Below are 25,618 nucleotides of genomic sequence, written 5' to 3'. Positions count from 1 at the left end.
TACTGGGTGTCCTACTATCTCTTACTAACTCCTACTAACTCTACTACCTTCCGGTCATCATCAAAATCACTAAACGGACACCCACTTTTTGTGCGCGAAAACATCATGGCGCCAACAGGCGGGCGCTTTAATGTTCTTCGGGTTTCAACATCCCCCTTGCTTCTGCTAAACAGAGAGGTAGCAGACAGGTAGGGAGAGCCGCATTGATGCTGAAATCGCTGAACTTTAAACATCTTTATTATTTCTGGGTGATTGCGCGGGAGGGCTCGCTGGTGGCCGCCAGCAAGGAACTCAATCTGGCGCCGCAGACTCTTAGTGGGCAATTATCCTCCCTTGAGGAGTCGCTGGGCGGCCTGTTATTCAATCGCAAGGGACGGCGCATGACGCTGACCCAGCTTGGCCGACTGGTCCTCAGTTACGCCGACGATATGTTCCGGGTGGCTGGCGAGCTGCAACAGGTTGCGTTGCTGGTGACCAGCGGACGCTCCATCAGTCTGGCGGTGGGTATTTCCGCTTCGATCCATAAACTGTTCGCCTATCGCATGTTGGAGCCGGCCTTGCATCTGGATCGGGAGGTCAAACTATCTTGCCGCTCAGGGACCGTCGAGCATTTGGTGCAGGAGCTGCTGAGTTATCGCCTGGATATTGTGCTGGCGGACCGCTTACCGCCCCTGCAACGCGACAGCCAGACCCACTGGTGCGAGCTGGAAAGCTCCAGCATCAGCCTGTTCGCCAGGCCTGATCTGGCGCGCACCTTGCGCAAAAATTTCCCCCTTAGCTTAGATGGACAGCCACTATTAGCAATGACTCTGGAGTCTCCGTATTTTCAGCAATTGATGCGATGGCTGGGGGATCATGGGGTCAAGCCGGTCATCAAAGCGGAAATTGACGACAGCGCATTGGTCAAAGTGTTCGGCGCTCGCGGCCTGGGCGTATTCGCCGCTCCGACCGTCATTTGTGAGGAAGTATTGCGGCAGTATCAGGTGGAGCTGGTGGGCAGCATCGAAGCGGTGACTGAACGGCTATATGCCGTCACACGTAGCGCCCGCTCAGGTAATCCGGCGGTGGAGGCGATTTGTTTGCGTCGTTCGGCGTCTTGAGTATCTAAAAAGGCTTTGAGATCGAAAAAACCGTATTAAAAGGACGTTTAAAACTGCTTTTCTCGATCTGTTAGCTTTGCCAGACTGAAACCGAAGCAAGCAACAGGTAAACGTTATGATGAAAGCTATCCACAAATATCGTCTTGAAGGACCGCAAACCGCCAATCGTATCATGCTGCGAGAAGGCAGCCGGATTGTTCGCTCCGAATATCTGGTGACGGAGAAAGCGGTGTTTATCTGGGTAGAGGAACCCCTGGCGGTGGAAATACCTTCGCAACCCCGGCTGTTTTACGTGGTGATGTCAGGCGAGCCGGTGCCGGAGAACTACTGCCACCTTGATACAGCGCTCGACCCCTTTGGACCTGAAGCGTATCACGTCTTTGAAGCGCCCGAAGCAAGCCGCAATTTGAGCGCAGCCTGAACCGTCACACGAAAGCGTAGAACAAGCGGCTGAATGACGTTTAACTTGCGCGGCGATAGAGGAGAAGGTAGTACTGAACGCTTCGACTAATATGGGTGTCCTGGTAAGTGCTGGTAAGCATTAGTAAGCGAGTTATAGTAAGCCGCTGTATCAATCCCAGGCGCCAGGAACACCGGGAAGGACGAGGCCGCTACGAACCTTATGAATCGCCGCAAGTTTATTCTCGCCTCGTCGCTGCTTGCGGCGGCGGGGCTGGGAGTCTGGAGCTGGCCGCGTCGCTGGCGCTATATCGTCATTCACCACAGCGGCGGCGCTTCTGGAGATATCGCGCTTCTGCAACGGGTGCATCGAGAGCGTCAGCCTCACGATCCCATTCATGCCATTCCTTATCACTACGTCATCGGCAACGGTCATGGACTCGCTATGGGAGAAGTGGCCAGCGACTGGCGACAGGAATATGACATCTGGGGCGGGCATCTGACGCTGCATAATCTGACGCGTAATTTTCTCGGCATTGGCGTATGTCTGATCGGCGACTTTGAAAAACGCGACGTGCCTGAGCCTCAGTACCAGGCTTTAGTCAAGCTGACCCGGACATTGATGACCCGCTACGACATTCCTACCGCGAATGTCACGGGCCATGGCATGACTCCGGGGGAATCGACGCAATGCCCTGGCTCTCGCTTTCCCATGAGCCGTTTCAAGCGGGATATCGCTTGAGGCTTGCGCGAGCATGGCGTCCTGACGTTTTCCAACTATGCTTGAAGTATGTTTGTCCGCCGATTTATGCCGTTCTGCCTCATGCTCATATCTGGAAGCCGCGCACCCCGTCTGTTGGCGTTGCGCCTGATGCTGCTTGGTTGTGTTCTCGCTCTCAGTACAACGCCCACTCATGCCGCCCGCAAAATGGTGCTGGTGGTGTCTTCTCAAGTGGCGGAAACCGAACAGGGTCGCCAGTACAAGCTGTTCTATACCGAAGTGTTTCGCCGCCTCAACTTGGAGTTTGAGATGAAAACCTTCCCCTCCAAGCGCTGTGGCGCGCTGGCTAACTCTGGCCTGGTGGACGGTTTGCCCAGCCGCGTGGCGGGGTATGAAGCGGCGCACCCGAACCTGATAAGAATCAACGCGCCTTTGTGGGAGGTGAGCTTTACCGCTTATGCGTTGTCTCCCGGTTTGCGGGTGAACGGCTGGCGTAGCCTCGCTGGACAGGGTTTGCGTGTGGATTGCCGCTTAGGCGTCAGGAACTGTGAGGAGGAACTTCCTAAAATCAAGCAGCTGGGCCCGGTGGAATTCGTCGCCAACGCCAACCTGGGCTTGCGCCGCCTGCAGGCGAGGCGGACGGATCTGTACATCGATCTCGACTTTGTGGTCGATCCGTTGCTGCACGCGGAGGAGTTTTCTCACGCCAGCATTCACAAAGCCGGTGTGCTGGAAAGCGTCCCGACCTATTTGTATGTGCACAAGCGTAATCAGGACCTGACGCCCGCTCTGGAGGCGACGTTGACGGCGATGCGGGAAGAAGGTCTGACCGCACAGTTCAATCCCATGGCTACATCACAACCCCCTGAATCGCCATGATTTAGATAAACAGGTCTGGGCTTAAGAAAGCCAGTTAGCGATTACAATCCTTATTTTTCCATATTTAAGCACTACCAAAGAGCAAAGGACTATCGTAGTCTGGTTTTTACTTTCCCTTCTAACTCTATGATATATATGGACTCCATATGAAAGAACTGTATGTCGTCACTCACACCGAATCCCAACATCATGTCGACAAACGGGTGGGAGGCTGGTACGACTCTGAGCTGACAGAAAAGGGCCGCAAGGATGCAGACGAGTTAGGACAGCGCCTGCAACTCTTGGATGCGCACAAGGCGGATATCTATTCATCGGATCTGAAACGAGCGGCGCAAACCGCAGATCGGATCGCAGCAGCGATCAACTCAATCGTTGAGCTGACGCCACAGCTGAGAGAAATGTCCTACGGCGTGGCCGAAGGGCGACCGCAACAGTGGCTGGATGAGCGAATTGTTCCTCTGGCAAGAGACAATCGCCTGGATCATGCCGTCATCGACGGCGGCGAAACCAAACGAGAATTCGTCTCCCGCATCTATGACTTTCTCGACGGCCTGACCCTGGGGGACAAAACTATCATCTCCACCCACGCTTACGCCGCCACTTTCGTTATCGCCTGGTGGATCAAAATGCCGCTGGAGTCCGTTGGTTACGTCAATTTCAATGTCCAGTCGGGCAAGATCTGCAAACTGGTGGAGGATGACGTGTTCAAAAATCGAACGGTGGCGGGTCTCAATATGTAACCCCAGCTTATCAGGACACCCATCTTAAAGTGGCGGTGACTAGTCGAGGCATACCAGCGATTAACCAAATAAAGGGGTCTTATCTATAGTTATAAATTGGTTGAGGTTATGCCTTTAATATATTGAATACAAATAATTTAAGCTGTTTGATATGACTCATTGAGTCTGGTGGATAAAATGCCGCTCTAACCAGGACACCCATTCTTTCAGCGGCGGCAATTCAAATTCTTCCGCCTTGCCTAACTCATCCAGTTCCCGCAGGCGAATGGCGTCATGAAAGGCGGGGTCAGCCTCAAACTTGCGGCATTGTTCTTCGGTGAACGGTCCGCCCTGTTGCGCCAGGGTGGTCTGGCTGGCGATGGATAGTCCTTTGGCGTACTCAGGCCGAGTCGCCACCAGATAACGTTTCGCCTGCACATGCATACCGATAGGCCTGATCAGGCTGTTCGGCAGCCCGTGTTCCCGCAGCCAGGACTCAGCGAGACTATCGTGATGGACATAGCCCCACTGATCCCGGCCGGGCAGGTCGCGATCTTCCGCCAGCAGGTGTCCGATGTCGTGTAGAAAGGCGGCTCCTATTAGCGCGTTTGAGCCGCCTTGACGCTGCGCCCACCAGCCGCATTGCGCCATGTGTTCGTATTGGGTGCAGTGTTCGCCGTAGCTTCTGTTTCCGTAGAGCCTGAACAGGCGTTCCAGTTCAGTCAGAAATTGATGGCTTATCATGAATGCGCCTTGTCATCTCTTAGCGACAGGATTTCCCAGCTCCGCTCAGCGGCGATGCGTCGTAGCACCGGGTCGGGATCAACCGCCACCGGGCGGCGGACAGCCTCCAGCAGCGGCAGGTCGTTATGGGAATCGCTGTAAAACGCGGCGCTGTGATACTCCCAACCCTGCTGCGCCGCCCATGCCTGCACCCGGGTGACTTTGCCTTCTCTAAAAGTGGGTGTCCCAATAAGGGCTCCGGTAATGACACCGTCCCGAGTCTCAATGTCCACCGCCAGCACATGCTCCACGCCAAGGCGCGCGGCGATTGGCTCCACCAGATGCGCGCCGGTGGCGGAAACGATGGCGATAGGGTCGCCGGCGCGGCGGTGCTCTTCCAGAAGAGTGCGGGCGCGTGAGGGGATCATGGCGTTAATGTGGGTGTCCAGATAAGCGTGGATCAGCGTTTGCAGCTGCGTTGGCGGCAGCCCCACCAGGGGCGCGAGGGTGTAGGACATGTAGGCGTTGAAATCCAGGGCCCCGGCTTCGTAGTCATCCATAAAAGCCTGATTGCGCTCCAGGAAGTTGGGCGGCGTGACGATGTCGTCCCGGGCGGCGAGAAATTCGGAAAAGGCTTGCGCGCTGTCGCCGGCGAGCAGGGTGTTATCAAGATCAAAAAGCGCTAAGGGCATAGAAAAACCTAAAATCGTAAGTCATAAAAAGAACAAATATTAGCCTGATACTTTGCCTTCACGGGCTAAAGCGCAACGCAGTCGAAAGGCGGGATCAAATGGATTGACGTCGTGGGCGTCAAAACGATTCGGGTCATACAGGCTGGCGTTGGTAAAGGGCCTGACGCCGCTGACGAGTTCGGCGATCAGACGTCCATAGCCGCCGGATGCGCCAACACCGCCGCCGCAGCATCCGGACGCCAGCCACAATCCAGGGATTTCCAAGGCGCCGATCAGGAAACGTCCGTCCGGGGTGTAGCTGGATACGCCGCTGACATAGGCGGCGACCCTTAACTCGTCCAGCATGGGCAGCCAGCGCTGGAGGCTTTCATAGCCGTCTTCCAATGAGGCGAGACCATCGCTGTCCTGATCAAAACTAAAGCGATGGATGTCCTCCGGCAGTTGCTCCGGCGAACAATTCACACGCTGGCGGTCACGCAGTCCGAATAAGAGTCCGCCAACTTCCGGGCGCGCATAGGCGTTGGCGTCTGGTAGAACCAGAACTGGCGTATCCGCCTGGATGTGTGCGTCTGGGGCTGAGATCCAATATTGACTGCGCACCGGCGCCATGGCGGGCGCCAGTCCTAAAGGGCGCAATAGCAGTGCGCTCCAGGGACCGCCCGTCACCACAATCTGTCGAGAATAATAGCTGACGCCATCCGCGCACCTTACGCCGCAGACGCCTTGACTGCCCGTCAGAATTTCCGCGACCTCGGCATTGAGCTGTAACCTGGCACCGCAGCGACGAGCATGGCGCAGATACGCGCTGGCCAGTTGATAGGGGTCGATATAGCCGTCTTCGGCGACGAATACCGCTACGGCGTCCCTGGGCGCCTGTAACCAGGGGAGGCGCGCCTGCAAATCATGGGTGTCCAAATAGCGGGCGGCGCGGTGACGCTTGGTCGTCTCGTCCGCCAGGGCGTGAATTTTGGCGCTGGCGGCGGCGCTGACGCCTGCGTGCAGACTGCCGCACGCGCGCACGTCCAGGTCTTCCTTCAGGTTGGTTTGCAGACGTTCAATCGCACGCCAGGTTTCGTCGACCATATCCAGCCCGGTGGCGTCGCCGCGTGCGCGTCCCAACAAGGCGGCGGCCTGGCTGGTAGTGGCGCTGGCGGGCGCGCGTCGATCCAGCAACAGGACTTTCTGTCCTTGCGCGCTTAAATAGTCGGCGCTGGCGCATCCGAGGATGCCGGCGCCGATGACAATGACGTCAAAATGTCGGTTTGTGGTACTCATCATTTTTCATCGATCACGTTAACAGACCCTACCCAAGCGCCACGGCGACCAGCCCGCATACGGTGGTGAAGACCCCCGCGACTTTGGGGGGATAGAGTTTTTCCTTGAACCCCACTACCGCCATTAGCACGCCCAAGGGAATGCTGACCTGACGAAACGCCACCACGTAGCTGACGTTGCTGGCGAACGCCATAGCCAGAATCACCAACGCATAGGCCCCCGTCATAAAGGCGCCGGTACCCGCGCAACGCATCAAAGAGTGACGCAGTAACGGCTTGAGGCGTTCTCGTTCTTTGCTGACCACAGCGATTAACAAGGACATCCACAGCGCAGCGCTTAAGCACTGCAAGGTGACGTAGACCAGAGATACCTGAAGCGGGTCCGCCCAGGGCCGTCCGCTGATGGGATCGAGCAGTCCTCGCATCTGACTGGTGGCGGCGTCGTCGACAATGGAGTATCCGGCGGTGGCCAACGCCGCCAGCAGGGCGAAGGCGGTGGTGCGGTTGCCGTAATTGGACCAGCGCAGGTCGCTGAAGCGGGTCATGGGGATAAACAGACACCCACCTACAATCAACGCCACGCCGACTATCGCCTGCGCGCTGATGCTGTCGCGTTGACCGAGAGAGAAGGCGGTCAGGCAGACGATAATCAGCGGCGACGAGCGCGCAATGGGGTACGCAATGGACATATCCCCTGCCTGATAAGCCGCCGCCAGGGCGCTCAAATACACGGCCTGAAACAAGCCAGTCGCCAGCAACAGCAGCAGAATCCGGGCGTCAAAGGCGGCGATCAGCTGTGTATGCGCGAACAGAATCGGCGCGAACAGCAGAAAACCGAACAGGGTCACCAGAAAGAAGAAGGCGATGGTGGGGCTGGACTTCTTGCCGTAGAAGTTCCAGCCCGCATGGGCGACAGCGGAAATCAGCACCAAAACCAAAGCCGTCCATGTCACCTTAGGGAAACTCCCGCTGCGGTTAAGGTGACGCCCGCCAGACCGGTCGTGTCCGGGCCGTGGCCTTGCGCCAGCCAGCGTTCGATATACTCTACTGCGGCGGGCAGATCCGCCACGCTGCCGATAATGACGTGGGCGCCGCCGCGACGAAAACGCTCTTGCGCCTGTTCCCGCAGGACGGTTTTGCTGGCGCTGTCCAAGGCGATCCAGTCTTCCTGGCTTAAGCCGACTTCATTGCCGGAGGTGGTGACGCCGACGGTCCACATGCCTGCGGCCAGGCCTTCTTCGATGCCGGGCAGGGTGTCGTCGACTTTGATGCAGGCGCGCACGTCGCCGACGCCCAGCTCCAACGCGTTCTTCAGGCTCATGTGAGGATAAGGGCGTCCTCTGGGGACGCCCGTTGCGCACACATTGCTGGCGGGACGATAGCCCTGGGCTGCGGCGATGTCCGCCAGAACGTCCAGCATGTCGCGGTTATAGCCGGTATTCGCGCCGATTTTGATATTGCGTCGCTCCAGCCAGGCGACGGTTTCCATCAGGCCGGGGATAGGGCGGGCGCATTCGCGAATGGCCTCGATCTGCATGGGCACGAAGGCGTGATACAGGCGATCAATGTCCGCCTCGCTCGCCAGCGCGCCGTATTTTTCTCTCCAGGCTTCGCGCACTCGCGGCATGGTCAGGATTCGCGTGATGTGCTCACGCTTCTCCGTCCCCATCGGCTCACGGGCTTCCGCCAGAGTGATGGGAATCTCTTGCTCGGCGAACAGATTCTGAAAGGCGCGAATCGGCGCCATCGAGCCGAAATCGTAGGTGGTGCCGGCCCAGTCGAAAATGACGGCTTCAATGGGGCCGCGGTAAAAACGTTGATAGGCGTAACTCATGACAGTGAGATCTCCATAGCGATAAGGGTGTCTTTGACGGCTTCCAGCAGACGCGCCACTTCCGGCGTGTCGATTTTGCCGATGCAGCCGATGCGGAAGCTTTCGGTCTGGGTCAGTTTGCCCGGATAGATCACGAAGCCCCGCTGCTTCAGTTCCTGATAGAAGCGTTTGAAATCAAAGTTGGGATCGTCAGGCGATAAAAAGGTGACGATGATGGGCGACAGCCAGCGTTCCTCCAGCAGGGTCTGGAAGCCCAGTTGGCGCATGCCGGCGACGAGTTGATCGCGGTTACGGGTATAGCGGGCCAGACGTCCGGGGGCGTCGCCTTCCGCCTCATATTCCCGCAACGCCTGAGCGAACGCCGCCACCGTATGGGTCGGCGGGGTGTAACGCCATTGGCCGGTCTTCTCCATATAAGCCCACTGGTCATACAGGTCCATGCTCAGCGAGTGAGCGTTGCCTTTGGCCTGCTCCAGCAGGTCCTGGCGAATCAGCGCGAAGCCAAAGCCGGGAACTCCTTCGAAACACTTGTTGGCGGAGGAAATCAGCGCAGCGTAGCCCAGTCGCTTGGCGTCAGCGGGCAGGGCGCCAAAGGCGCTCATGGAGTCGATGATCAACCTGCGGCCGGCGGCGTTGACCACTTCCGCGATGGCCTCAATGGGATTCAAAATCCCGGAGCTGGTCTCGCAGTGCACCACCGCCACGGTGGTGATGCTGGCGTCCTGACGCAGCAATTCCGCCACGGCGTTCGGGTCGGGAGGCAGGTAGTCGCCGGTGTCGATGCAGACGTAGGGGCGCTTGAGGTAGTCGCAGATTTTGGCGATGCGCTGCCCATAGGCGCCGTTCATCAGCACCAGCAGCTTGTCCTGCGGACCAAGCAGGGCGCCCAAAGTCGCTTCCACGGCGAAAGTGCCGCTGCCCTGCAAAGGTACGCAAACATGGGTGTCCTGGGAATTGGCGACGGCCAGCAACTTATCCCGCACCGTCTGGGTGACCTGATTGAAGTCCTGATCCCAGGAGCCCCAGTCCGTCAGCATGGCTTCTTTTACCGTGCGTGAGGTGGTGATCGGCCCGGGGGTGAGCAGGTAATAATTGGGTTGGTTCATTAATGAGCCCTCAAAAAACGAAAGAGAAAATCCTGGGGACGCCATTGGAGTCTTCAGGCGCAGCGCCATTTCTGGGTGCGTCGCAGTAACAGGCCGCCCAGCAGCCATTGCAGAAGCTTGGCGACCAGACAGGTCAGCATGATCATGACCGCCATCGCCGCCGCAGGAGCAATGTCCCCGGCGTCGTCCATGTTCAGAACGGACACGGACGCCAGCATGGTGTTGTGGGAATACAGAAAGATGACGGCGGACACGGTGGTCATGGCGTTGACGAACAAATAACCGCCTATCTCCAATACCGCCGGCAGGCATACCGGCAAAGACACGCGCCAGAACGTCAATAATTGCGGCGCCTTCAACGAGGCGGACACGGCCTCGAACTCCGGATCGATTTGTTTCAGGGCGGTCACCGCGGTGAGATGACAGACGGTGTAAAAGTGCGCGATGGTGCAGATCACCAGGATCGCCATGGTGGCGTACAGACCATTCAAAGGATTGGACGGCGCGTTGAAGAAAAAGATGTACGCCAGCCCCAGCGCCATGCCAGGCACCGCCAGCGGCAGGATGGCGATAAAGTGAAACAGGGCGCGCAAGGGGCGGAAGCCTTGCAACTTCTCCACCAGATAGGCATTGAAAAAGATGAAAATAGCGCCGAAAAATGCGGTATAGGTCGCCATTCGTATGGAGTTCCAGTAGGCCTCCCAACCGCCGCCGTCCATCAGGTCGAACTGATAGTTCTTCAACGACAGACTCAGGTTATAGGGCCAGAATGTCACCAGTGAGGCGTAGATCGCCATAGCGATGACCCCTAGGATCGTCGCCGTCAGCAGCAGCATAAAAAGCGTGCAGCCCTTATCCGCCCAAGGACGGCGAGGCGGCGTCCAGGGCGCGGCTTTGGAGGTCAGCGCTGCGGATTGGCGTCGCTGCGCCCAGCGGTCCGCCAGGAAAGTAAGAATCGCGGGCAGCAATAAAATCACGCTCACCACCGCGCCCATCTGAAAGTTCTGCTGACCGATCACCTGCTTATAAATATCCGTGGCGAGCATGTTGTATTGGCCGCCAATGACCTTGGGCACCCCGAAATCCGTGATGACCAGGGTGAACACCACGAAGGCGGCGCTGATCAGACCGTATTTTGCGCCGGGCAGGGTAACAGTAAAAAACGTGCGAATGGGCGACGCGCCCAGTGCGGAGGCGGATTCATACAGGCGTCCGTCGGTATTGGACAGCGCCGTTACCAGAATCATCAGGGCGTGGGGAAAGGTCCAGAAACAGGAGCCGATGACAATGCCGATCGGACCATAGATGCTTTCTCCGAGTAGCCATGTTTTGATGACGCCCTGATTGCCGAACAGATACACCAGACTAATGGCGGGCAATAACGAAGGGGCCAGAATCGGCGCCGCCAGCGCCATACGGAACGCGCCTTTGCCGGGCAGTCGGGTGCGGGTCAGCGAATAGGCGGCCACGAACGCCAAAGTGATTACGATGACAGTGCTCAATAAGGCGATCGTCAGCGAGTTGCCGATAGACGCCACCAGCGAGGGGGTGTTTGCGTAGGCGATGAAGTTTTCCAGGCCGATAAAATCTCCCGCCCGGTTTTGCAGACTTTTCGACAGCAGGGCGTACAAGGGGGCGGCTACCGCCGCCAGCAATGCCAGCAGACCAATCAGCATCGCGCCGCCAAGCGCCCATTCGTCGCGGCTGCGACGTAGTGTGATGGACGGCAGGATGACGCGGGGGCGGGCTGGCAGGCTCATGGTCGCTCTACTCATGACGCCTCCGCGAACAGGCGCAGGCGATCACGAGGCAATTGAAACTCCACGGACTGCCCCTGGCGCAATCCCAACTCCGCCATCTCATTCATGGAAATATCCGCCACCAATACGGCGTTCTGGCTGTCCAGGGCGAGGCGCGAACGGACGCGGGAACCGAGAAACTGGATGTCCAGCACGCTGCCGCTGAGTACGTTGTGGCGGTCGCTGTTCAGACGCAGACGGATATCCTCGGGACGCACAGCGATTTTGACCGAGGAGGACTCCGACATATCCACGGCGCGGGCGCACTGCAATGTCACTGGGCCCGCCTGTAGTGAGTGATTGGGGCCGACGCGGCCCGGCAAAAAGTTCATTTCTCCCACAAACTCCGCCACAAAAGGCGTGCGGGGATGAGTATAGATATCCTGAGGGGAGCCGACCTGCTCAATGCGGCCATGGTTCATCACCACAATGCGGTCCGCCATAGTCAACGCTTCCTCCTGATCATGGGTGACCATAATGGTGGTCACGCCGAGCCGCGCCTGCAGCTGTTTGATCTCCTGACGCAAATGCGCTCGCACGCGGGCGTCCAGCGCAGACAGGGGCTCATCAAGCAGCAGCAAACCCGGAGAAGTGGCCAACGCCCGCGCGAGGGCGACCCGTTGCTGCTGTCCGCCAGACAGTTGCGAAGGATATTTCTCTTCACTGCCGTCCAGGCCCACTACGCTCAGCAGCTCCCGCACCCGCTGGCGACGCTCATCCGCTTTCACGCCTTGGGACTTCAGGCCGTAGCCGACGTTATCCGCCACAGATAGATTGGGAAACAGGGCATAGGATTGAAATACAATGCCAAAATCACGCGCTTTCACCGGCGCGTGAGTGATGTCCCGTCCGCCCTGCGTCACTTGTCCCGCACTGAGGACATCCAGTCCAGCGATAATGCGCAGCAAACTGGTCTTACCGCAGCCAGAAGGCCCCAGAAAACAGACGAATTCGCCTTCATTCACGGACAGCGAAACAGATTTCAACGCCTGGAAATCGCCGAAGTACTGATCGATATCGGTCAACTGCAGATAAGGTGCGGGGGACTTGGACATCTTTAATTACTCTTGTTCTGTCTATCAAAATTTAACCGGTGTCCGCTGAAACTAAATGGACACCCACTTTTAATCCCAAACCCACCCGTTCGCGCTGAGCCTGTCGAAGCGCTCTTATGGGTGTCCTGCTAACTGCAGTCATCATCAAAATCATTAAACGGACACCCACTTTAGGCCGGGATTGTCGGCCGTCCTTCGACAGGCTCAGGACGAACGGTGGTGTCCGACCAAAAACACTGCTTCAAGCAGCCTTTTATCCCTAAAACTCAATCCCAAACCCACCCGTTCGCGCTGAGCTTGTCGAAGCGCTCTTATGGGTGTCCTGCTAACTTCCGGTCATCATCAAAGTCATTAATCGGACACCCACTTTAGGCCGGGTTTGTCGGCCGTCCTTCGACAGGCTCAGGACGAACGGTATTGGTGCTTAAAGTGGGTGTCCTGTTAGCTGTTAGCCCTGACTACTTGGCTTCGCTCTTGCCGTCGAAGCGTTTTTGCCATTCGGCCAGGATGCGTTCGCGGTTGGCGGCGGCCCAGGTGAAGTTATTGTCGATCATCAGGGCTTCGGCGTTTTCCGGGAAGTACTGCACTGGCTTGGCGACGCCGGGCATGGCGACGACGGCGTAGCCTTCGTTGTAGGTCTCATTGGCTTTGCGGGAGACGGTCCAGTCCACCAGGGTTTGGGCGGCGTCCATTTTTTTGGAGCCTTTCACGATGGCGGTGGCTTCCATGTCCCAGCCCAAGCCTTCCTGTGGGAAGATGATGTCCAGGGGCGCGCCGTCTTTCTTGGACTTTGCGGCGCGGAAGGCGAAGGAGATGCCGATGGGCGTTTCGCCGGCGGCGGCCATTTTGCAAGGCTTGGAGCCGGAGTGGGTATAGCGGCTGATGTTCTGGTGCAGGTCGCTCATATACTGCCAGCCTCTTTCCTCGCCGAACATCTGCAGCCAGCTGCTCACGTCCAGGAAGCCGGTGCCGGAGGAATTGGGGTTAGGCATGATGATATGGCCCTGATATTCCGGCTTGGTCAGGTCTTTCCAGGAAGTGGGCTTGGGCAGATTGAGTTTCTCCGCTTCCACGGTGTTGAAACACACTGCCGCCATCCAGGCGTCCATGCCGGTCCATACCGGCGCCGCATTGTTATCGCGGAATTTCGGAGAAAGGGCGTCATAGCCTTTGGGCTTGTAGGATTGCAGCATGCCTTCGTCGTTGAGCAGCATCAGGCTGGTGGCGGCCAGGCCCCAGACTACGTCCGCCTGCGGGTTTTCTTTCTCCGCCAGCAGTTTGGCGGTGATGATGCCGGTGGAATCCCTCACCCAGTTGATTTTGATGTCCGGATGCTCTTCATTGAAGCGCGCCGCGTATTTCTTTAAATCTTCCGCTTCGATTGCGGTATATACGGTCAATTCAGTGGTCGCCGCCTGGGCCGCCAGGGAACACAGAGCTGCGCCGGCCAGGACGCTCACACGCTTCAACAGATACTTCAACGTCATTTTCAGTCTCCTTGGTGAGGGTTGGAGGTTGCTTCTGGTCTATACCAGAGGCAACGGTAGCGACTGAATGTTGCAGAAAGGTGACGTTTTGAAGAACTTTGTGATTAACCGGCGTATGGGTGCGCCAGAGCAGGGATTGGCCACCATAGCGAGGCGGCTGGCTTTTCAGAATTTTTAGTCGATTACGTCAATTTGGATCGTCACAGCGTCATGGCGCCAGTACTCGTAGTCCAGCTCCAATACCCGGCCGGAGGCGTCGTAGTTGGTGCGCTCGATATGGAGGCCAGGCAGACCCGCCGCCGCACCCAGTTCGCGGGCGGCGTCTTCCTGCAGCGCGGTGGATTTAAACGTCAGGTTCATGCTGTGATAGGCCTGCCCATACTTGCTGCGTAGCAGATGGGTCAGAGACTGTGACATGTCTTCTTTTTCTATTCCGGGCAGCAGCGCCGTGTTGATATAGATGTGCTCGATCAACACGGGACGTCCATCAATGGAGCGACGGCGTTGCAAGAACAACAGGCGCGCGCCTTTGTCGACTTTCATCAGCTCCGCCATGCGCGCGTCCGCAGGATTGACGGTGACGCCGATCAGGTCGGTGCTGGGTTCAAAGCCCTGACTGGACACGTACTCAATAAAACTCTGCCGCCGCGCCGGGTTGTACACCACCGCCGGCGGCGAGACGAACCAGCCGCGGCGATTCTGGCGATAGATCAATCCCTCGGCCTCCAGCGTCTGCAATCCCTGGCGTACGGTCATGCGAGTGAGATTGAAGCGTTCCCCGATATCCCGTTCAGAGGGCAGCTTCTCTCCAGGCAGGAGCGCTTGCTGGCGGATCAGATAGCTGAAGTGCTGTTGCAGGTAGCGGTAATGGTTGTCGATCTGCTTTTCCATCAAAGATTCTTCTGGTCTATTCCAAAAATACGACAAGGCTATTGAAGCTATATGACGATTCTATGACGGTCCGCCGAAGGTCAACGGCGCTAACCGGTGAGTCGACGTCGCTCCTTTCCGAATTCAGCGTTTCCGTCGCTTTTTGACTTTGTTTGCGAAGCTTAGCAGAAACCACGGGCTATCGTCGCAACCGGAAAAGAACGATCAGAAGGCGGTAAGGGAACTAGCGGCGCTGACGCCTGTCGGAAGTCTCAGCGTCGTTCCCAAGACGCGGTAACTCCAAGTGGAACGTTTTAATTTTCAAGGAAATAACGCATGACTGTTAATGCAGAACGAGTGGGCCAGGTGATCCGCAACGGCGGGCTGGTCTGGTACAACGCAGCCAACGAAAAACTGGTGTCCAAGCAAATCATTCAGGCCCCGCAACGGGACGGCATGATGGACAACTTCACCCACGCGAAAGTGGAGTTTGGCGACAATGAGGTGCTTCTGAAGTCTGTGCCGGGACCGGAAGGGGCGGATGCGGTGAACATCAAATATCGCGACCGCCAGGCGACCTTCGCCGACCTGGAGGCTCCCGGCTATATCTATTCCGACAGCTTCTCCGGCTGTGTGTTCTATCTGTTTCGGGGACCGCTGGGATACCTGCACGCGGTGCACGCCTACCGGGGCGGCGGCAGGCTGGCGGACCCCACCGAATACTTCAAGGCCCGAGGCGGTAAGCTGCTTTATAAATGGGACAGCCTGGGCAAGTTGACGCAGGACGAACTGATGAGTTACCAGACTGGCGCGGTGCTGGCCTGCGTCAGCCGCGACACCATCGACGTGTTCGCCTTCGCCACCAAGAACCGCGAAGTGAAACGACTCATTGACCACACCACCATCCCAGGCTGGGTGGCCAGCGCCGGGCTGCCGGTCTGATCCCGCGTTGAATTGAACCTCACTTTTTGCGCCGCTGTGTTAGCGGCGCATTTTTATCAAGCTTCCCGCGCCAATTTCCCTGCGCCGCCCAGGCATTTTCTGACCTGGTGCGGTTCTTGCCCTGTTCATGGTGAGTTAAGGGCGGTTTTGTTTAACCATTCCAACAGGTTACCGCCAAGTTCTTGCAACCCCCCGTACTTCTTACAACTCCAGTACTTAGGGACAGACTTCAGGAAAATGATCATGGCGATAAAAAAATCCACATCCGTTAAAGCAAGTAAAAGTTACAAAGAAAATGTAGGGAAGGGCGGAGAAATACATCAGGAGTCCCGGAGCGCGCCTGTGCTCAGGTCACCCCAAGGGACGCCCATTGCCGACAATCAGAACTCTCTGCGCGCCGGCGCGCGTGGACCGGGCTTGCTGGAAGATCGGCAACTGCGAGAAAAGCTGTTTCATTTCGATCATGAACGCATCCCCGAACGTGTCGTGCATGCGCGGGGTTTCGGCGCTCACGGTTACTTTGAAACGCTGGACACGCTTGAAGGTGTGACCTGCGCGAGCCTGTTCAAACGCAAAGGGCTCAAGACGCCGGTGTTCGCGCGTTTCTCCACGGTGGCGGGCAACAAAGGCTCCGCCGATCTGGCCCGCGATGTGCGCGGCTTCGCCGTGAAGTTTTATACCCAGGAAGGCAACTGGGATTTGGTGGGGAACAATATTCCCGTATTTTTCATTCAGGATGCGATGAAATTCCCCGACCTCATTCACGCGGCGAAAGCGGAGCCGGACCGGGGCTTTCCGCAGGCGCAAACAGCGCATGACAATTTCTGGGACTTTATTTCGCTGACCCCGGAAAGTATGCACATGGTGATGTGGATCATGTCCGACCGCACCATTCCCCGATCCCTGCGCTTTATGGAAGGCTTTGGCGTGCACACCTTCCGTTTTATCAACGCCGCAGGCAAATCCACCTTTGTTAAGTTTCACTGGAAACCGGCGCAGGGCATGCAGTCTGTAACCTGGGACGAAGCGCTGCGCATCAACGGAGCCGACCCGGATTACCATCGTCGCGACATGTGGAATGCGATTCAGTCAGGCGACTATCCGACCTGGGAACTGGGCGTTCAGCTGTTTGATGAGGCGTTCGCCGAACAGTTTGAGTTTGACGTGCTGGACGCCACCAAACTGATTCCTGAAGAACAGGTTCCGGTGAAAATTGTCGGCAGAATGGTGCTCAATAAGGTGGTCGACAACTTCTTTGCGGAAACTGAACAGGTCGCCTTCTGCACCCAGAATTTGATCCCCGGCATTGATCAAAGCAACGATCCGCTACTGCAGGGGCGCAATTTTTCTTATCTGGACACCCAACTTAAACGCCTGGGCGGTCCCAACTTCACCCATATCCCTATTAATGCGCCCAAGTGTCCGGTGCACAACTTCATGCAGGATGGACATATGGCCATGCACAACCGCGCGGGGCGCGCCAACTATGAGCCGAATAGCTGGGGAGGCGAGCAGGGCGGGCCGCGCGAGGACAGCGAGACGGGCTACGTCAGCTATCCGGAACCGATGACGGGGGAGAAAGTCCGACAGCGCAGCGAAACTTTCAGTGACCATTACAGCCAGGCCAACCAGTTTTACCGCAGTCAAACCGACGTAGAGCAGGCCCATATCGCTGACGCCCTGGTGTTTGAATTAAGCAAGGTGGAGCGTAGCGACATTCGGGAAAGAGTGGTCTCACACTTGCTTAATATTGACCGGGGACTGGCGAAAAACGTCGCCAGCAAATTAGGGATCAGTACTATGCCTAAACCGGCCCCGGCGGCCAGGAAACCCATGATGGACTTACCTGTTTCAGATGCGTTGAGCATCAATAAAAGCTCACAGCCGACGCTGGCTGGGCGCACGTTCGGCGTGTTTCTGTCCAACGGCGCCGATAACAAGCTGCTGAAAAACTTAAAGCGTCTGCTTAAAAAAGAGGGCGCGGATTACGATTTGATCACTCCCGCCATTCAGGGAACGACATTAAGCGATGGTGAAGTCATCAACGGCGACGAAACCTACGAAGGTGGCCCCTCAGCTTTATACGACGTCGTCGTAGTGATTGTCAGCGACGAACAACGGGGCCTGTTCACCACGACGCCAGCAGCCAGACATTTCATCGAAGATGCGTACCGGCACAGCAAATACATAGCGTACTCCAGCAATCTGCAAGAGACCGTGGAACAATTGCTAAACGGCCGCGAATGCGACCAGGCCATGTTCTGCCTGTCAAAAAAAGCGGATATAGAAAACTTCCTCACCAGCGCCAGAGCCTTGCGTTATTGGGACAGGAACGACGGATAAACATACGGGGAGAAGGCGTTTAGCCTGGTCGCAGCAATGGGCCAGGCTTTTTTAATACGTGATGATGACGGCCGCTTGTCCCCAAGTAATGCGTAGAACGGGGAAAGTACTTTGTTACAAAACAAGCGATTAGTTAATGTATGGACCAGAGAGCGGAGAAATAGTCCAGTGGTCGTTATAGGTAGGTTAAATGCCTTCAATTAACTGTAAGTGTGGTGAAAAACTGGGGTACGGTGACATACCAAACCCAATTGAATGGTTGGCGATTTCCGATGAAGCCTATGATGGTTACGCGGGAATGATCGATTCCGAAAAGAAAAAAAAGCGCACACAGACTTCAAGAAATTCCCAAAAGCCTGTGTGCCGTGCGCTTATGCGGTGGCTATTTTGTCCGCATCAAATTGTTTGAACACGTCTTTGATCATGTCCTTGGTGTCGCTGGTGTAGCGGACGCCGACCAGGACAGCGCCTTTTTTGATGGCGTCTTCGTAGTATTTGATCTCGTGCTCAGGGATCGCCAGGCCGATGGCTCCGCCGATCAGACCGCCTACAGCGCCGCCAGCTCCGCCCGCCGCCAGGGCTGCGACGAAGGGGCCTGCCGCCAACAGGCCTGCGCCCGCTGTAGCGACTGCGCCCACTGCGGTCAGGCCGCCTGCCACCGCCGCCAGTACGCCGCCGGTGGTTGCGCCAACCGCCACGCCTTCCGGCAGTTTGCTGTGCTCGGTCAGGGCGAAGCTGTCTTTGGTGAAGTTGCTGTTGGTCACCAGTGAGATGTCATCTGACTTGATCCCTTTGTATTCCAACATATGAATCGCCGCGCTGGCGTTAGTGGGAACTTTAAACATACCTGTAATTACGTCGCTCATGGTCATTTCCTCTAATCAATATCCTGTTTGAAGGTTTACTACTCATACTGTCAATAAGGCTTGAGCAATCGCTGGGCCAACCTCTTACAAACCTTGAATTCAAAGGGGCGAGGGCCGCACAGGGTATTTTTTTTGTCAGTAAAAAGAACCGGTTACAAAAGGTCCGAGCGTAAGCCTTGCAAAAACTGTTGAAAGAATTACGCATTTTTCCCGCTGGATCTTTTGATGCTTTAAGCGTCTTTTATTTGTCAGAAGGGGATCTGCAAATACCGGTGAAACGAGCCTGACTTATGCCGGTTATAGGCTTTTTGAGTGATTACCTTATCCGTAATGATTGAGTATGTTATGAAAGCGCTTGCATTGTCGCTCTCTCAATAAACTCGGGCGATCAGCAGAAATCAAAAGCTAATACTAAAACCGAAAAATACGCCGCAAGCGCCTTCCATCCGACCAGCACGACAAACATGACCTTAAAAGGACAGGTGATAATTATGGCTATCAAGCTCAAACACATTGCATCGGCAGTCGCGCTGACCACCGCCATGATCGCCGCGCCGGCGATGGCTGAATTCAAAGTTGTGGGATACTTTCCAACCTGGCAGGGGGACGTAAACAGCATCCCCTACGATAAAGTCACCCACATCAACTATTCCTTCGCCATACCCACCGCCAATGGCGGCTTGCAGCCTCTCGAAGGCGGGGAGCAGCGCTTGCGCACGCTGGTGCAGCGCGCCCATGGCGCCGGGGTGAAAGTGCAGATCGCCGTGGGCGGATGGAATAACGGCGATGATTCCGCTTTCGCCGCGCTGTCCGGCAACAGCGGCAGTCGCGCCAACTTTATCCGCAACCTGATGAACATGGTGGACGCCTACGGCCTGGATGGCGTGGATCTGGACTGGGAATACCCGGAAGCTGGCGCCGAAGCCAATAACTTCAAAACTCTGATGCGGGAGCTGGGCGCGGCGCTGCACAGCCGCAACAAGATTCTGACTGCGGCGGTCACTGCGTCGGACTTTCCCGGCAGCGTGGACGCAGACGTTATCAACAGCGTGGATTTCCTCAACCTGATGGTGTACGACCTGGGGTATCCGCATTCCACCTATCAACACGCACAGAACGCGCTGACTCACTGGAAATTCAACGAAGGCCTGCCTCAGCACAAAGCGGTGCTGGGCGTGCCGTTTTATTCCCATAAAGACTGGGTGGCCTATAAAGACGTGATCGCCCGCTACGGCGCCGGCGCGGCGCAACGGGACGACGCTGGCGGCCTCGACTATAACGGGCAGCCGACTATCCGGGCGAAGACCGAGCTGGCGCTATCCGAAGCGGGCGGCGTCATGTTCTGGGAAATTTCCCAGGATACCCGTGACGATACCTCTTTGATGAAAACCATCTGGGAGACTGTCGACGGCGGTAACCCCCCGACCCCTGGCGGCATCACCGTTCAGGCGGAGAACTACACCTATATGAGCGGCGTGCAGGTGGAGCCCACCACCGACGCGGGCGGCGGCCAGAATGTCGGTTATATCGACGCCAATGACTGGATGTCCTACGCGGCGGTGAACATTCCCCAGGCGGGGACTTACACTGTGGAATACCGGGTAGCCAGCCTGAATGGCGGCGGCAGACTGCAACTGGAGAAAGCCGGAGGCAGTCCGGTCTATGGCAGCCTGTCGATTCCCGCCACCGGAGCCTGGCAGAACTGGCGTACGGTGCAGCACAAAGTGAACCTGCCCGCCGGACAATTGCAATTCGGTATCAAGGCGCTGTCCGGGGGCTGGAACATCAACTGGTTCAAGGTCAGCAAGAGCAATTAAGCCTGAGTTGTCCTGAGGCCTTGAAATAAAGGCCTCTAAACCTTGCGCGAGCGGCCGGTGGCGGCTCGCTCTTTCATATCAGACTGAATATACACGCGGTCGGTCGTGCCCATGCTGGCGTGACCGAGGTCGTCCGCCATGTGCTTGAGCGGACGGTTGGCGATGTCCTGGGACGCGCCAGTGTGGCGCAGCCAGTGGGTGGTGGCTTTGCGCAGCTCCTTGGCGTCATTCTCGAAACCGTCTTTCATCATACGGTGATAGGCCAGTTCAAAGGCCTCCCGCACCAAACGGGCGATCTGTCGACTGGTGAGCCCGCCGCCGCCGCGCATTTTCTGTAACAACGGCTCCTTGTCGCCGGGCGAAGGCGACGCAGTGAGGCCGCGATGCTCGCGGTAGCGACGGATGTACTCCCACATGGCGCTGGAAACAGAGACGTCGCGAATCTTTAGGCCTTTGCCGAAGGCTTTGAACCACCAGTTACCGTCATGGTCCTTCCACACATGCTCCCACATGGGTGTCCATTTAGGGCGGTCGGAGAGTTCGGAGATACGCAGGTACAGAGATTTCAGGCAGGCGATAATGAAGATAGTGCGCTCATAGCTCGGCTGCTCCTCGGCTTTTTCCTTCAGGGTCTCCAGCACATACTCCCACTGCAGCTCGGACAGGCGCTTGATCTGTTTCACTTGCGCGTCCTTGATCAGGTAGGGTGAGGCTTTGCGGATACCAGGGATAGGGTTGCCGAGAACGATGTCCTCCTGCACCAGATGATCATAAAACACGCTGATGGCGGAATAGGCCAGGGCGGTGGCGCTGTTGCTCAGGCGATAGCCTTTCTTTTCCGGCTGCAGAATGTCTTTTTTGTCCTTCTTATCGTTCTTCGCCGAAGAGGCGGCGTCTTTGCTGTCCGGCCTGGGGTCGTTGGTCGAACGCGCCGCCTCCCGTATCACGAAAGGCCGCCACAGCGGATTGCTGCGAAACAGGCCCTGTCCGCCAATAAACTCAAAACGGCGCACGCTGCCGGAGCCAATCCAGCCTGTTGGCGGGGCGTGCAGAAAGTCGAAGTAATTCTCAATATGAGAGCGGCGGAGCTGAGACACCGCTTTGCCTTCCACCGTCCAGGCCCACAACAGATAACGCTCCACCTCATTGCGGAAACTGGTGAAAGTCTTCTCGCTTTTGCGGGAGTAACTCTTCAGAAAACGCTGGGCGCTGATGAAGTCCTCGTTGACGCCGGGAATGGTTTCCTTAAGCCGAGCGAGAAATTGTCTGCTGTCCGGGTAGTCGTCCAGCATGGCGAGGCCAAGAGGCAGCTTGACGAACTCGCGGTGGGCGTCAAAGAGGGGGAAAGCTGGAAAGTCGGGAGCGGACATGGCTTTGGGTAACGGTTATGTTTTGTTTGTATTTAAAAACAATAATATAAGATTGATATTTAATGTTTTATGTAAAGTTCTGAGTGAGAGAAAAGCGCTATGACGCCCAAGGCTCTCAGTACGATTTTTCATCAAATGGCATAAATACTCCTTATCCATGCGCGGGAACGGTGATTGGGCGGGGTTAAGCGCCCCAATGGCTATGCTTGCCTTTGCAATAGGGAAAGAGCAAGCATAGCGGAATGATGAAACGGCGACAATTCAAAGTTGAAAGATAACTGCTTTATAAACATATAGATAAGCTGGAAACTTAAAGTATGAATGAAACTGGTGGTTAGGCGATTGGGTGTATAGTCGCCAATCTTGTTCTGTACAACTTATAGGCGCTCTCGTATGTCTCCACGGCTTCCCGTGTTGGCGACACGGCGGCGTCTTCATCCAGTTTCACAAAGCGCCGGCACAGGTCATGCAGACGGATGCCGTCGCCATGGGCGTGCGCGTCACACCAGGCCGCCTGAATCGCTCCGCCCAGTGCCGCACTTTCGCCAACCTGGGGGCAAATGACGCGGGCGTTCATCATGTCCGCCACCATTTGACGCCATAACCGGCTTTTCGAGCCGCCCCCGATCAATCTGATTTCCTGGCAATGGATGCCGGATGTCCGCAAAAGGTCCAGGCCGTAACGCAGCCCAAAGGTGACCCCTTCCAGCGCGGCGCGGCAAACATTGGCGGGTTGCAGGTTCTGCATGTTCAGGCCCAATAAGCTGCCTGTCGCATCGGGAAGCGGCGGCACGCGCTCGCCATTGAGAAACGGCAGCAGGGTGACGCCCTGAGCCCCGATGGGCGCTTGCGCCGCTTCCTGGTTGAAGCGGTCCAGATCGTAGCCGAACAGACCTCGCACCTGGTTAACCACCGCCGTCAGATTCATGGTGCATATCAGGGGCAGCCAGCCGTCGCTGGAGGAGCAGAATACCGCCAGGGATGGGTGTCCTTGTTTTGGCGGCCGGTTTGAATGGGCGTAAAGCGCGCCGGAAGTACCCAGGCTGAGGGTCACCACGCCTTCATCTATATTGCCTGTGCCAATGGCGCCCATCATGTTGTCGCCGCCTCCGCTGGCCACCAACACGTTATCCGACAGACCCAGCAAGCGGGCGATGGCGGGGCTGACCCTGCCTACGGGCTGCTGCGCCTGCAGTAACGGCGGTAAGGCGCTGGCCAGGCGTCCATCGGGGGCGATGAGTTCGAGGGCTTCCGGGACCCAGCGTCGAGTGCGGATATCGAAATACCCGGTCCCCGAGCTGTCGCCATACTCGGCGGCGATCTCGCCGGTCAGCCAGTAGTTGAGGTAGTCATGAGGCAGCAGAATATGGGCGATGCGTTGAAAGGCGTCCGGCTCATGTTGACGCAGCCAGAGCAGCTTGGAGAGGGTGTAGCCGGTAGCGAGCGTCAAACCCAGCAGTTCGAGAGAGCCTTGCTCCCCACCCATCTGCTCCAGCAACGCCGCGTTTTGTGGCGCGGTTTCTGTATCGCACCAGAGCTTCGCTGGCCGAATCACCTCACCACGAGAGTCCAAGGCCACCAGTCCGTGCTGCTGTCCGGATACGCCGATAGCGCGAATATGACGACTGTTGACGCCAGAGCGCTCAAGCGCCTGCCGGTAACTGTCGATGAAGGCCTGCGTCCACCAGTCGGGATGTTGCTCGCGGCGGCCATTGGCGTCGCTGATCAGCGCATGAGGCGCGTAACCCTCTCCCAGGATGACTTCCCGCTCCGGGTCCAGCACCACCACCTTGGTTCCCTGAGTCCCACAATCCACGCCTACGTACATACCTGATTCTCCTCGGTTTCCGGCTGCAAGCCATTGATCGGCCACGGACAATATGACAGGGAGTGTACGCCGAACCCGCCGGCAATTGCGAATGCGGGACGCAGATGGACGGCGGCTTGTTGGGTGGCGGTTTGTTGGGGGACTGCTTGTTGGATAGTCGCTTGTTGGATGGCGCTGCGCTTATCCAACCTACAAAGAAGAAACGACCTATAGCCAGGTAGGTTGGAAAAGCGCAGCGCCTTCCGACGGCGAAGGTCCGCTCACCGCAGCGCCTCGTATAAATACTGTACGGCTCACGGAAAGAGTTTCGCCGTTGGCCCCGCTCATCCGGCCTGCGCGAATGGGCGGCCTACCAAAGATGACGGTTTGTTCTATGATTGAAGTGTCCGCCGTTGCATACAAACTGAACGTTAGGTCAATTATTTGAGGTATGGCGTTATATGTTCTCAACCAAGAAAAACAAACAGCAACAACACGACGCCCACAATCTGGCCAAAGCGTTGCAAGCTGAACTGGGCAGTATTGCGAAGTCCTGCGCCACCATCTATTTCACGCCCGCCGGGGAGGTTCTTGACGCCAGCGAACTGTTTCTGGCGAGTGTTGGATATAAGCTGGACGAGATCATTGGGCGACATCATCGCATTTTCTGCGCAGAGGACGTTGTCGATAGCCCGGAATATCGCCAGTTCTGGGCCGATCTGGCCAAGGGCGTTACCAAGCGGGGGACATTCAGACGTCGACACAAAAACGGTTCGGATGTGTGGCTGGAGGCGACCTATATCCCCATTGTTCAGGACGGACAGGTAATGCGCGTCATGAAGGTGGCCAACGATGTCACCAAAGATCATCAGCAGTCTGCGGATAATCAGGCCTTGATCAAGGCCATCGATCGCTCCAATGCAGTTATTGAGTTCAAGCCGGACGGGACCATCTTGAACGCCAATAAAAACTTCATCAGAGCGCTCGGCTATGGCGACCTGAAGGAAATCAAGGGCAAACATCACGAGATATTCTGCCCGGAGGACTTCTACAGAGAAAATCCCAATTTCTGGCGCGAGCTGGCGAACGGCGAAATCAAAAACGGCTTGTTTCTCCGCATCAGCAAGCAGGGGCGTTCCGTCTGGATAGAAGCGACCTATAACCCCGTATTCGATCATAGGGGCAAGGTGGTCAAAATCACCAAGGTCGCCAGCGACGTGACGGAAAGAATTGAACGCCAGTTAGCGGTTCAGAAGGCCGCTGAAGTCGCCCACAGCACTTCCGTGGAAACCGCGCAGGTTTCCCAGAAAGGCGCGCGTATCCTCAGGGAAAATCTGGCCAACTCCGAGAAGATATCCACGGATATCGGACGTTCAGCCAAACTCGTGGAGGAGCTGAACGAGCAATCCAATCAAATTTCCAACATTGTCACCACCATCAAATCCATCGCGGAACAGACCAACCTGCTGGCCCTCAACGCCGCTATCGAAGCCGCGCGAGCAGGGGAGCATGGCCGGGGCTTCGCCGTGGTGGCGGATGAAGTGCGCTCTCTGGCGGGCAGAACGACCAAATCGACGGAGGAAATCAACCAGATGGTGGATCGCAATAACCAACTGGTGCTGCAGGCGGGCGACAGCATGGTCGAAGTGACGAAACAGGCCGGCAAGAACGCGGACCTGATCGCGGAAGCCTCCCGAATCATCGAGGAAATTTTCAAAGGCGCGGAATACGTCTCCCAAGTAGTGGGTGATCTGGTGGACAACTCCAGCGAGTCATAAGTGAAACGTCCTGCTTCGTTGCGGGGACATCTTTGGA

General features: G+C 56.9%; 22 protein-coding genes. 9 read left to right on the top strand and 13 right to left on the bottom strand.

The features are described from left to right. Positions 1 to 206: 206 nt before the first annotated feature. From ACQYWX_RS16420 to ACQYWX_RS16400, 5 genes are all read left to right on the top strand, one after another. Positions 207 to 1,100, top strand: coding sequence for a LysR family transcriptional regulator (locus ACQYWX_RS16420; RefSeq protein WP_431685575.1), 894 nt, complete (start codon positions 207 to 209; stop codon positions 1,098 to 1,100). 115 nt (positions 1,101 to 1,215) lie between these two features. Further along, positions 1,216 to 1,521, top strand: a complete 306-nt coding sequence (locus ACQYWX_RS16415) for a DUF7352 domain-containing protein (RefSeq protein ID WP_253938468.1) — start codon at positions 1,216 to 1,218, stop codon at positions 1,519 to 1,521. Positions 1,522 to 1,722: 201 nt separating this feature from the next. Then, entirely contained in the window at positions 1,723 to 2,241 is a 519-nt protein-coding gene (locus tag ACQYWX_RS16410) for a peptidoglycan recognition protein family protein (protein WP_431685574.1), read from the top strand. 81 nt (positions 2,242 to 2,322) lie between these two features. Further along, positions 2,323 to 3,099, top strand: coding sequence for a hypothetical protein (locus tag ACQYWX_RS16405; RefSeq protein WP_431685573.1), 777 nt, complete (start codon positions 2,323 to 2,325; stop codon positions 3,097 to 3,099). Between the two features lie 146 nt (positions 3,100 to 3,245). After that, positions 3,246 to 3,839 (top strand): histidine phosphatase family protein, encoded by a 594-nt coding sequence (locus tag ACQYWX_RS16400; protein WP_431685572.1) that lies wholly within the window; start codon positions 3,246 to 3,248, stop codon positions 3,837 to 3,839. A gap of 156 nt (positions 3,840 to 3,995) precedes the next feature. Here the strand turns inward: ACQYWX_RS16400 and ACQYWX_RS16395 are convergent, their stop codons facing one another. From ACQYWX_RS16395 to phnR, 10 genes are all read right to left on the bottom strand, one after another. Continuing rightward, a complete protein-coding gene (locus tag ACQYWX_RS16395) occupies positions 3,996 to 4,562 on the bottom strand; it encodes a phosphonate degradation HD-domain oxygenase (RefSeq protein WP_431685571.1) in 567 nt (188 codons plus the stop codon). Next, a complete protein-coding gene (locus tag ACQYWX_RS16390; RefSeq protein ID WP_431685570.1) occupies positions 4,559 to 5,233 on the bottom strand; it encodes an HAD family hydrolase in 675 nt (224 codons plus the stop codon). Before ACQYWX_RS16390 ends, ACQYWX_RS16395 begins: the two co-directional genes overlap by 4 nt. 39 nt (positions 5,234 to 5,272) lie before the next feature. After that, positions 5,273 to 6,511 (bottom strand): NAD(P)/FAD-dependent oxidoreductase, encoded by a 1,239-nt coding sequence (locus tag ACQYWX_RS16385; protein WP_431685569.1) that lies wholly within the window; start codon positions 6,509 to 6,511, stop codon positions 5,273 to 5,275. A 25-nt stretch (positions 6,512 to 6,536) separates the two neighbouring features. Then, positions 6,537 to 7,460 (bottom strand): EamA family transporter, encoded by a 924-nt coding sequence (locus tag ACQYWX_RS16380; protein WP_431685568.1) that lies wholly within the window; start codon positions 7,458 to 7,460, stop codon positions 6,537 to 6,539. Next, positions 7,457 to 8,341, bottom strand: a complete 885-nt coding sequence (gene phnX, locus ACQYWX_RS16375) for a phosphonoacetaldehyde hydrolase (RefSeq protein WP_431685567.1) — start codon at positions 8,339 to 8,341, stop codon at positions 7,457 to 7,459. Before phnX ends, ACQYWX_RS16380 begins: the two co-directional genes overlap by 4 nt. Next, entirely contained in the window at positions 8,338 to 9,447 is a 1,110-nt protein-coding gene (locus ACQYWX_RS16370) for a 2-aminoethylphosphonate aminotransferase (protein ID WP_431685566.1), read from the bottom strand. The genes phnX and ACQYWX_RS16370 overlap by 4 nt, the downstream gene beginning before the upstream one ends. Positions 9,448 to 9,500: 53 nt before the next feature. Continuing rightward, a complete protein-coding gene (locus ACQYWX_RS16365; protein WP_431685565.1) occupies positions 9,501 to 11,222 on the bottom strand; it encodes a putative 2-aminoethylphosphonate ABC transporter permease subunit in 1,722 nt (573 codons plus the stop codon). Next, on the bottom strand, positions 11,219 to 12,301 hold the full coding sequence (locus ACQYWX_RS16360; protein ID WP_431685564.1) for a putative 2-aminoethylphosphonate ABC transporter ATP-binding protein: 1,083 nt from the start codon (positions 12,299 to 12,301) through the stop codon (positions 11,219 to 11,221). The genes ACQYWX_RS16365 and ACQYWX_RS16360 overlap by 4 nt, the downstream gene beginning before the upstream one ends. 458 nt (positions 12,302 to 12,759) lie before the next feature. Beyond that, positions 12,760 to 13,788 (bottom strand): putative 2-aminoethylphosphonate ABC transporter substrate-binding protein, encoded by a 1,029-nt coding sequence (locus ACQYWX_RS16355; RefSeq protein WP_216738114.1) that lies wholly within the window; start codon positions 13,786 to 13,788, stop codon positions 12,760 to 12,762. Between the two features lie 174 nt (positions 13,789 to 13,962). After that, the gene (phnR, locus tag ACQYWX_RS16350; RefSeq protein WP_216738113.1) at positions 13,963 to 14,679 is read right to left on the bottom strand and encodes a phosphonate utilization transcriptional regulator PhnR; all 717 of its coding nucleotides are present in this window, start codon (positions 14,677 to 14,679) and stop codon (positions 13,963 to 13,965) included. A 315-nt stretch (positions 14,680 to 14,994) separates the two neighbouring features. Here phnR and ACQYWX_RS16345 point away from each other — a divergent pair, with 315 nt between their 5' ends. Both ACQYWX_RS16345 and ACQYWX_RS16340 read left to right on the top strand, forming a co-directional pair. Continuing rightward, a complete protein-coding gene (locus tag ACQYWX_RS16345; RefSeq protein ID WP_216738112.1) occupies positions 14,995 to 15,600 on the top strand; it encodes a hypothetical protein in 606 nt (201 codons plus the stop codon). A 342-nt stretch (positions 15,601 to 15,942) separates the two neighbouring features. Then, positions 15,943 to 17,943 (top strand): catalase, encoded by a 2,001-nt coding sequence (locus tag ACQYWX_RS16340; protein WP_431685563.1) that lies wholly within the window; start codon positions 15,943 to 15,945, stop codon positions 17,941 to 17,943. A gap of 371 nt (positions 17,944 to 18,314) precedes the next feature. Here ACQYWX_RS16340 and ACQYWX_RS16335 read toward each other — a convergent pair whose 3' ends face one another. Further along, positions 18,315 to 18,809: a hypothetical protein gene (locus ACQYWX_RS16335; protein ID WP_216738110.1), complete on the bottom strand. Its 495-nt coding sequence runs from the start codon at positions 18,807 to 18,809 to the stop codon at positions 18,315 to 18,317. Between the two features lie 491 nt (positions 18,810 to 19,300). Between ACQYWX_RS16335 and ACQYWX_RS16330 the strand changes: the two genes are divergently transcribed. Continuing rightward, positions 19,301 to 20,626 (top strand): glycosyl hydrolase family 18 protein, encoded by a 1,326-nt coding sequence (locus ACQYWX_RS16330; protein WP_431685562.1) that lies wholly within the window; start codon positions 19,301 to 19,303, stop codon positions 20,624 to 20,626. A 35-nt stretch (positions 20,627 to 20,661) separates the two neighbouring features. Here the strand turns inward: ACQYWX_RS16330 and ACQYWX_RS16325 are convergent, their stop codons facing one another. Beyond that, positions 20,662 to 21,996 carry a tyrosine-type recombinase/integrase gene (locus ACQYWX_RS16325; RefSeq protein ID WP_431685561.1) on the bottom strand — a complete coding sequence of 445 codons (1,335 nt, stop codon included), beginning with the start codon at positions 21,994 to 21,996 and terminating at the stop codon, positions 20,662 to 20,664. A gap of 334 nt (positions 21,997 to 22,330) precedes the next feature. After that, positions 22,331 to 23,824, bottom strand: coding sequence for a xylulokinase (gene xylB / locus ACQYWX_RS16320; protein WP_431685560.1), 1,494 nt, complete (start codon positions 23,822 to 23,824; stop codon positions 22,331 to 22,333). A gap of 440 nt (positions 23,825 to 24,264) precedes the next feature. Between xylB and ACQYWX_RS16315 the strand changes: the two genes are divergently transcribed. After that, a complete protein-coding gene (locus ACQYWX_RS16315; protein ID WP_431685559.1) occupies positions 24,265 to 25,581 on the top strand; it encodes a methyl-accepting chemotaxis protein in 1,317 nt (438 codons plus the stop codon). Positions 25,582 to 25,618 lie beyond the last annotated feature (37 nt).

Origin of the sequence: Hahella sp. NBU794 (genome assembly GCF_050749805.1) — a bacterium.
Classification (GTDB): Bacteria; Pseudomonadota; Gammaproteobacteria; order Pseudomonadales; family Oleiphilaceae; genus Hahella.
The sequence above is the reverse complement of the archived record's forward strand: the minus strand, read 5'-3'. Positions and strand labels throughout refer to the sequence as shown.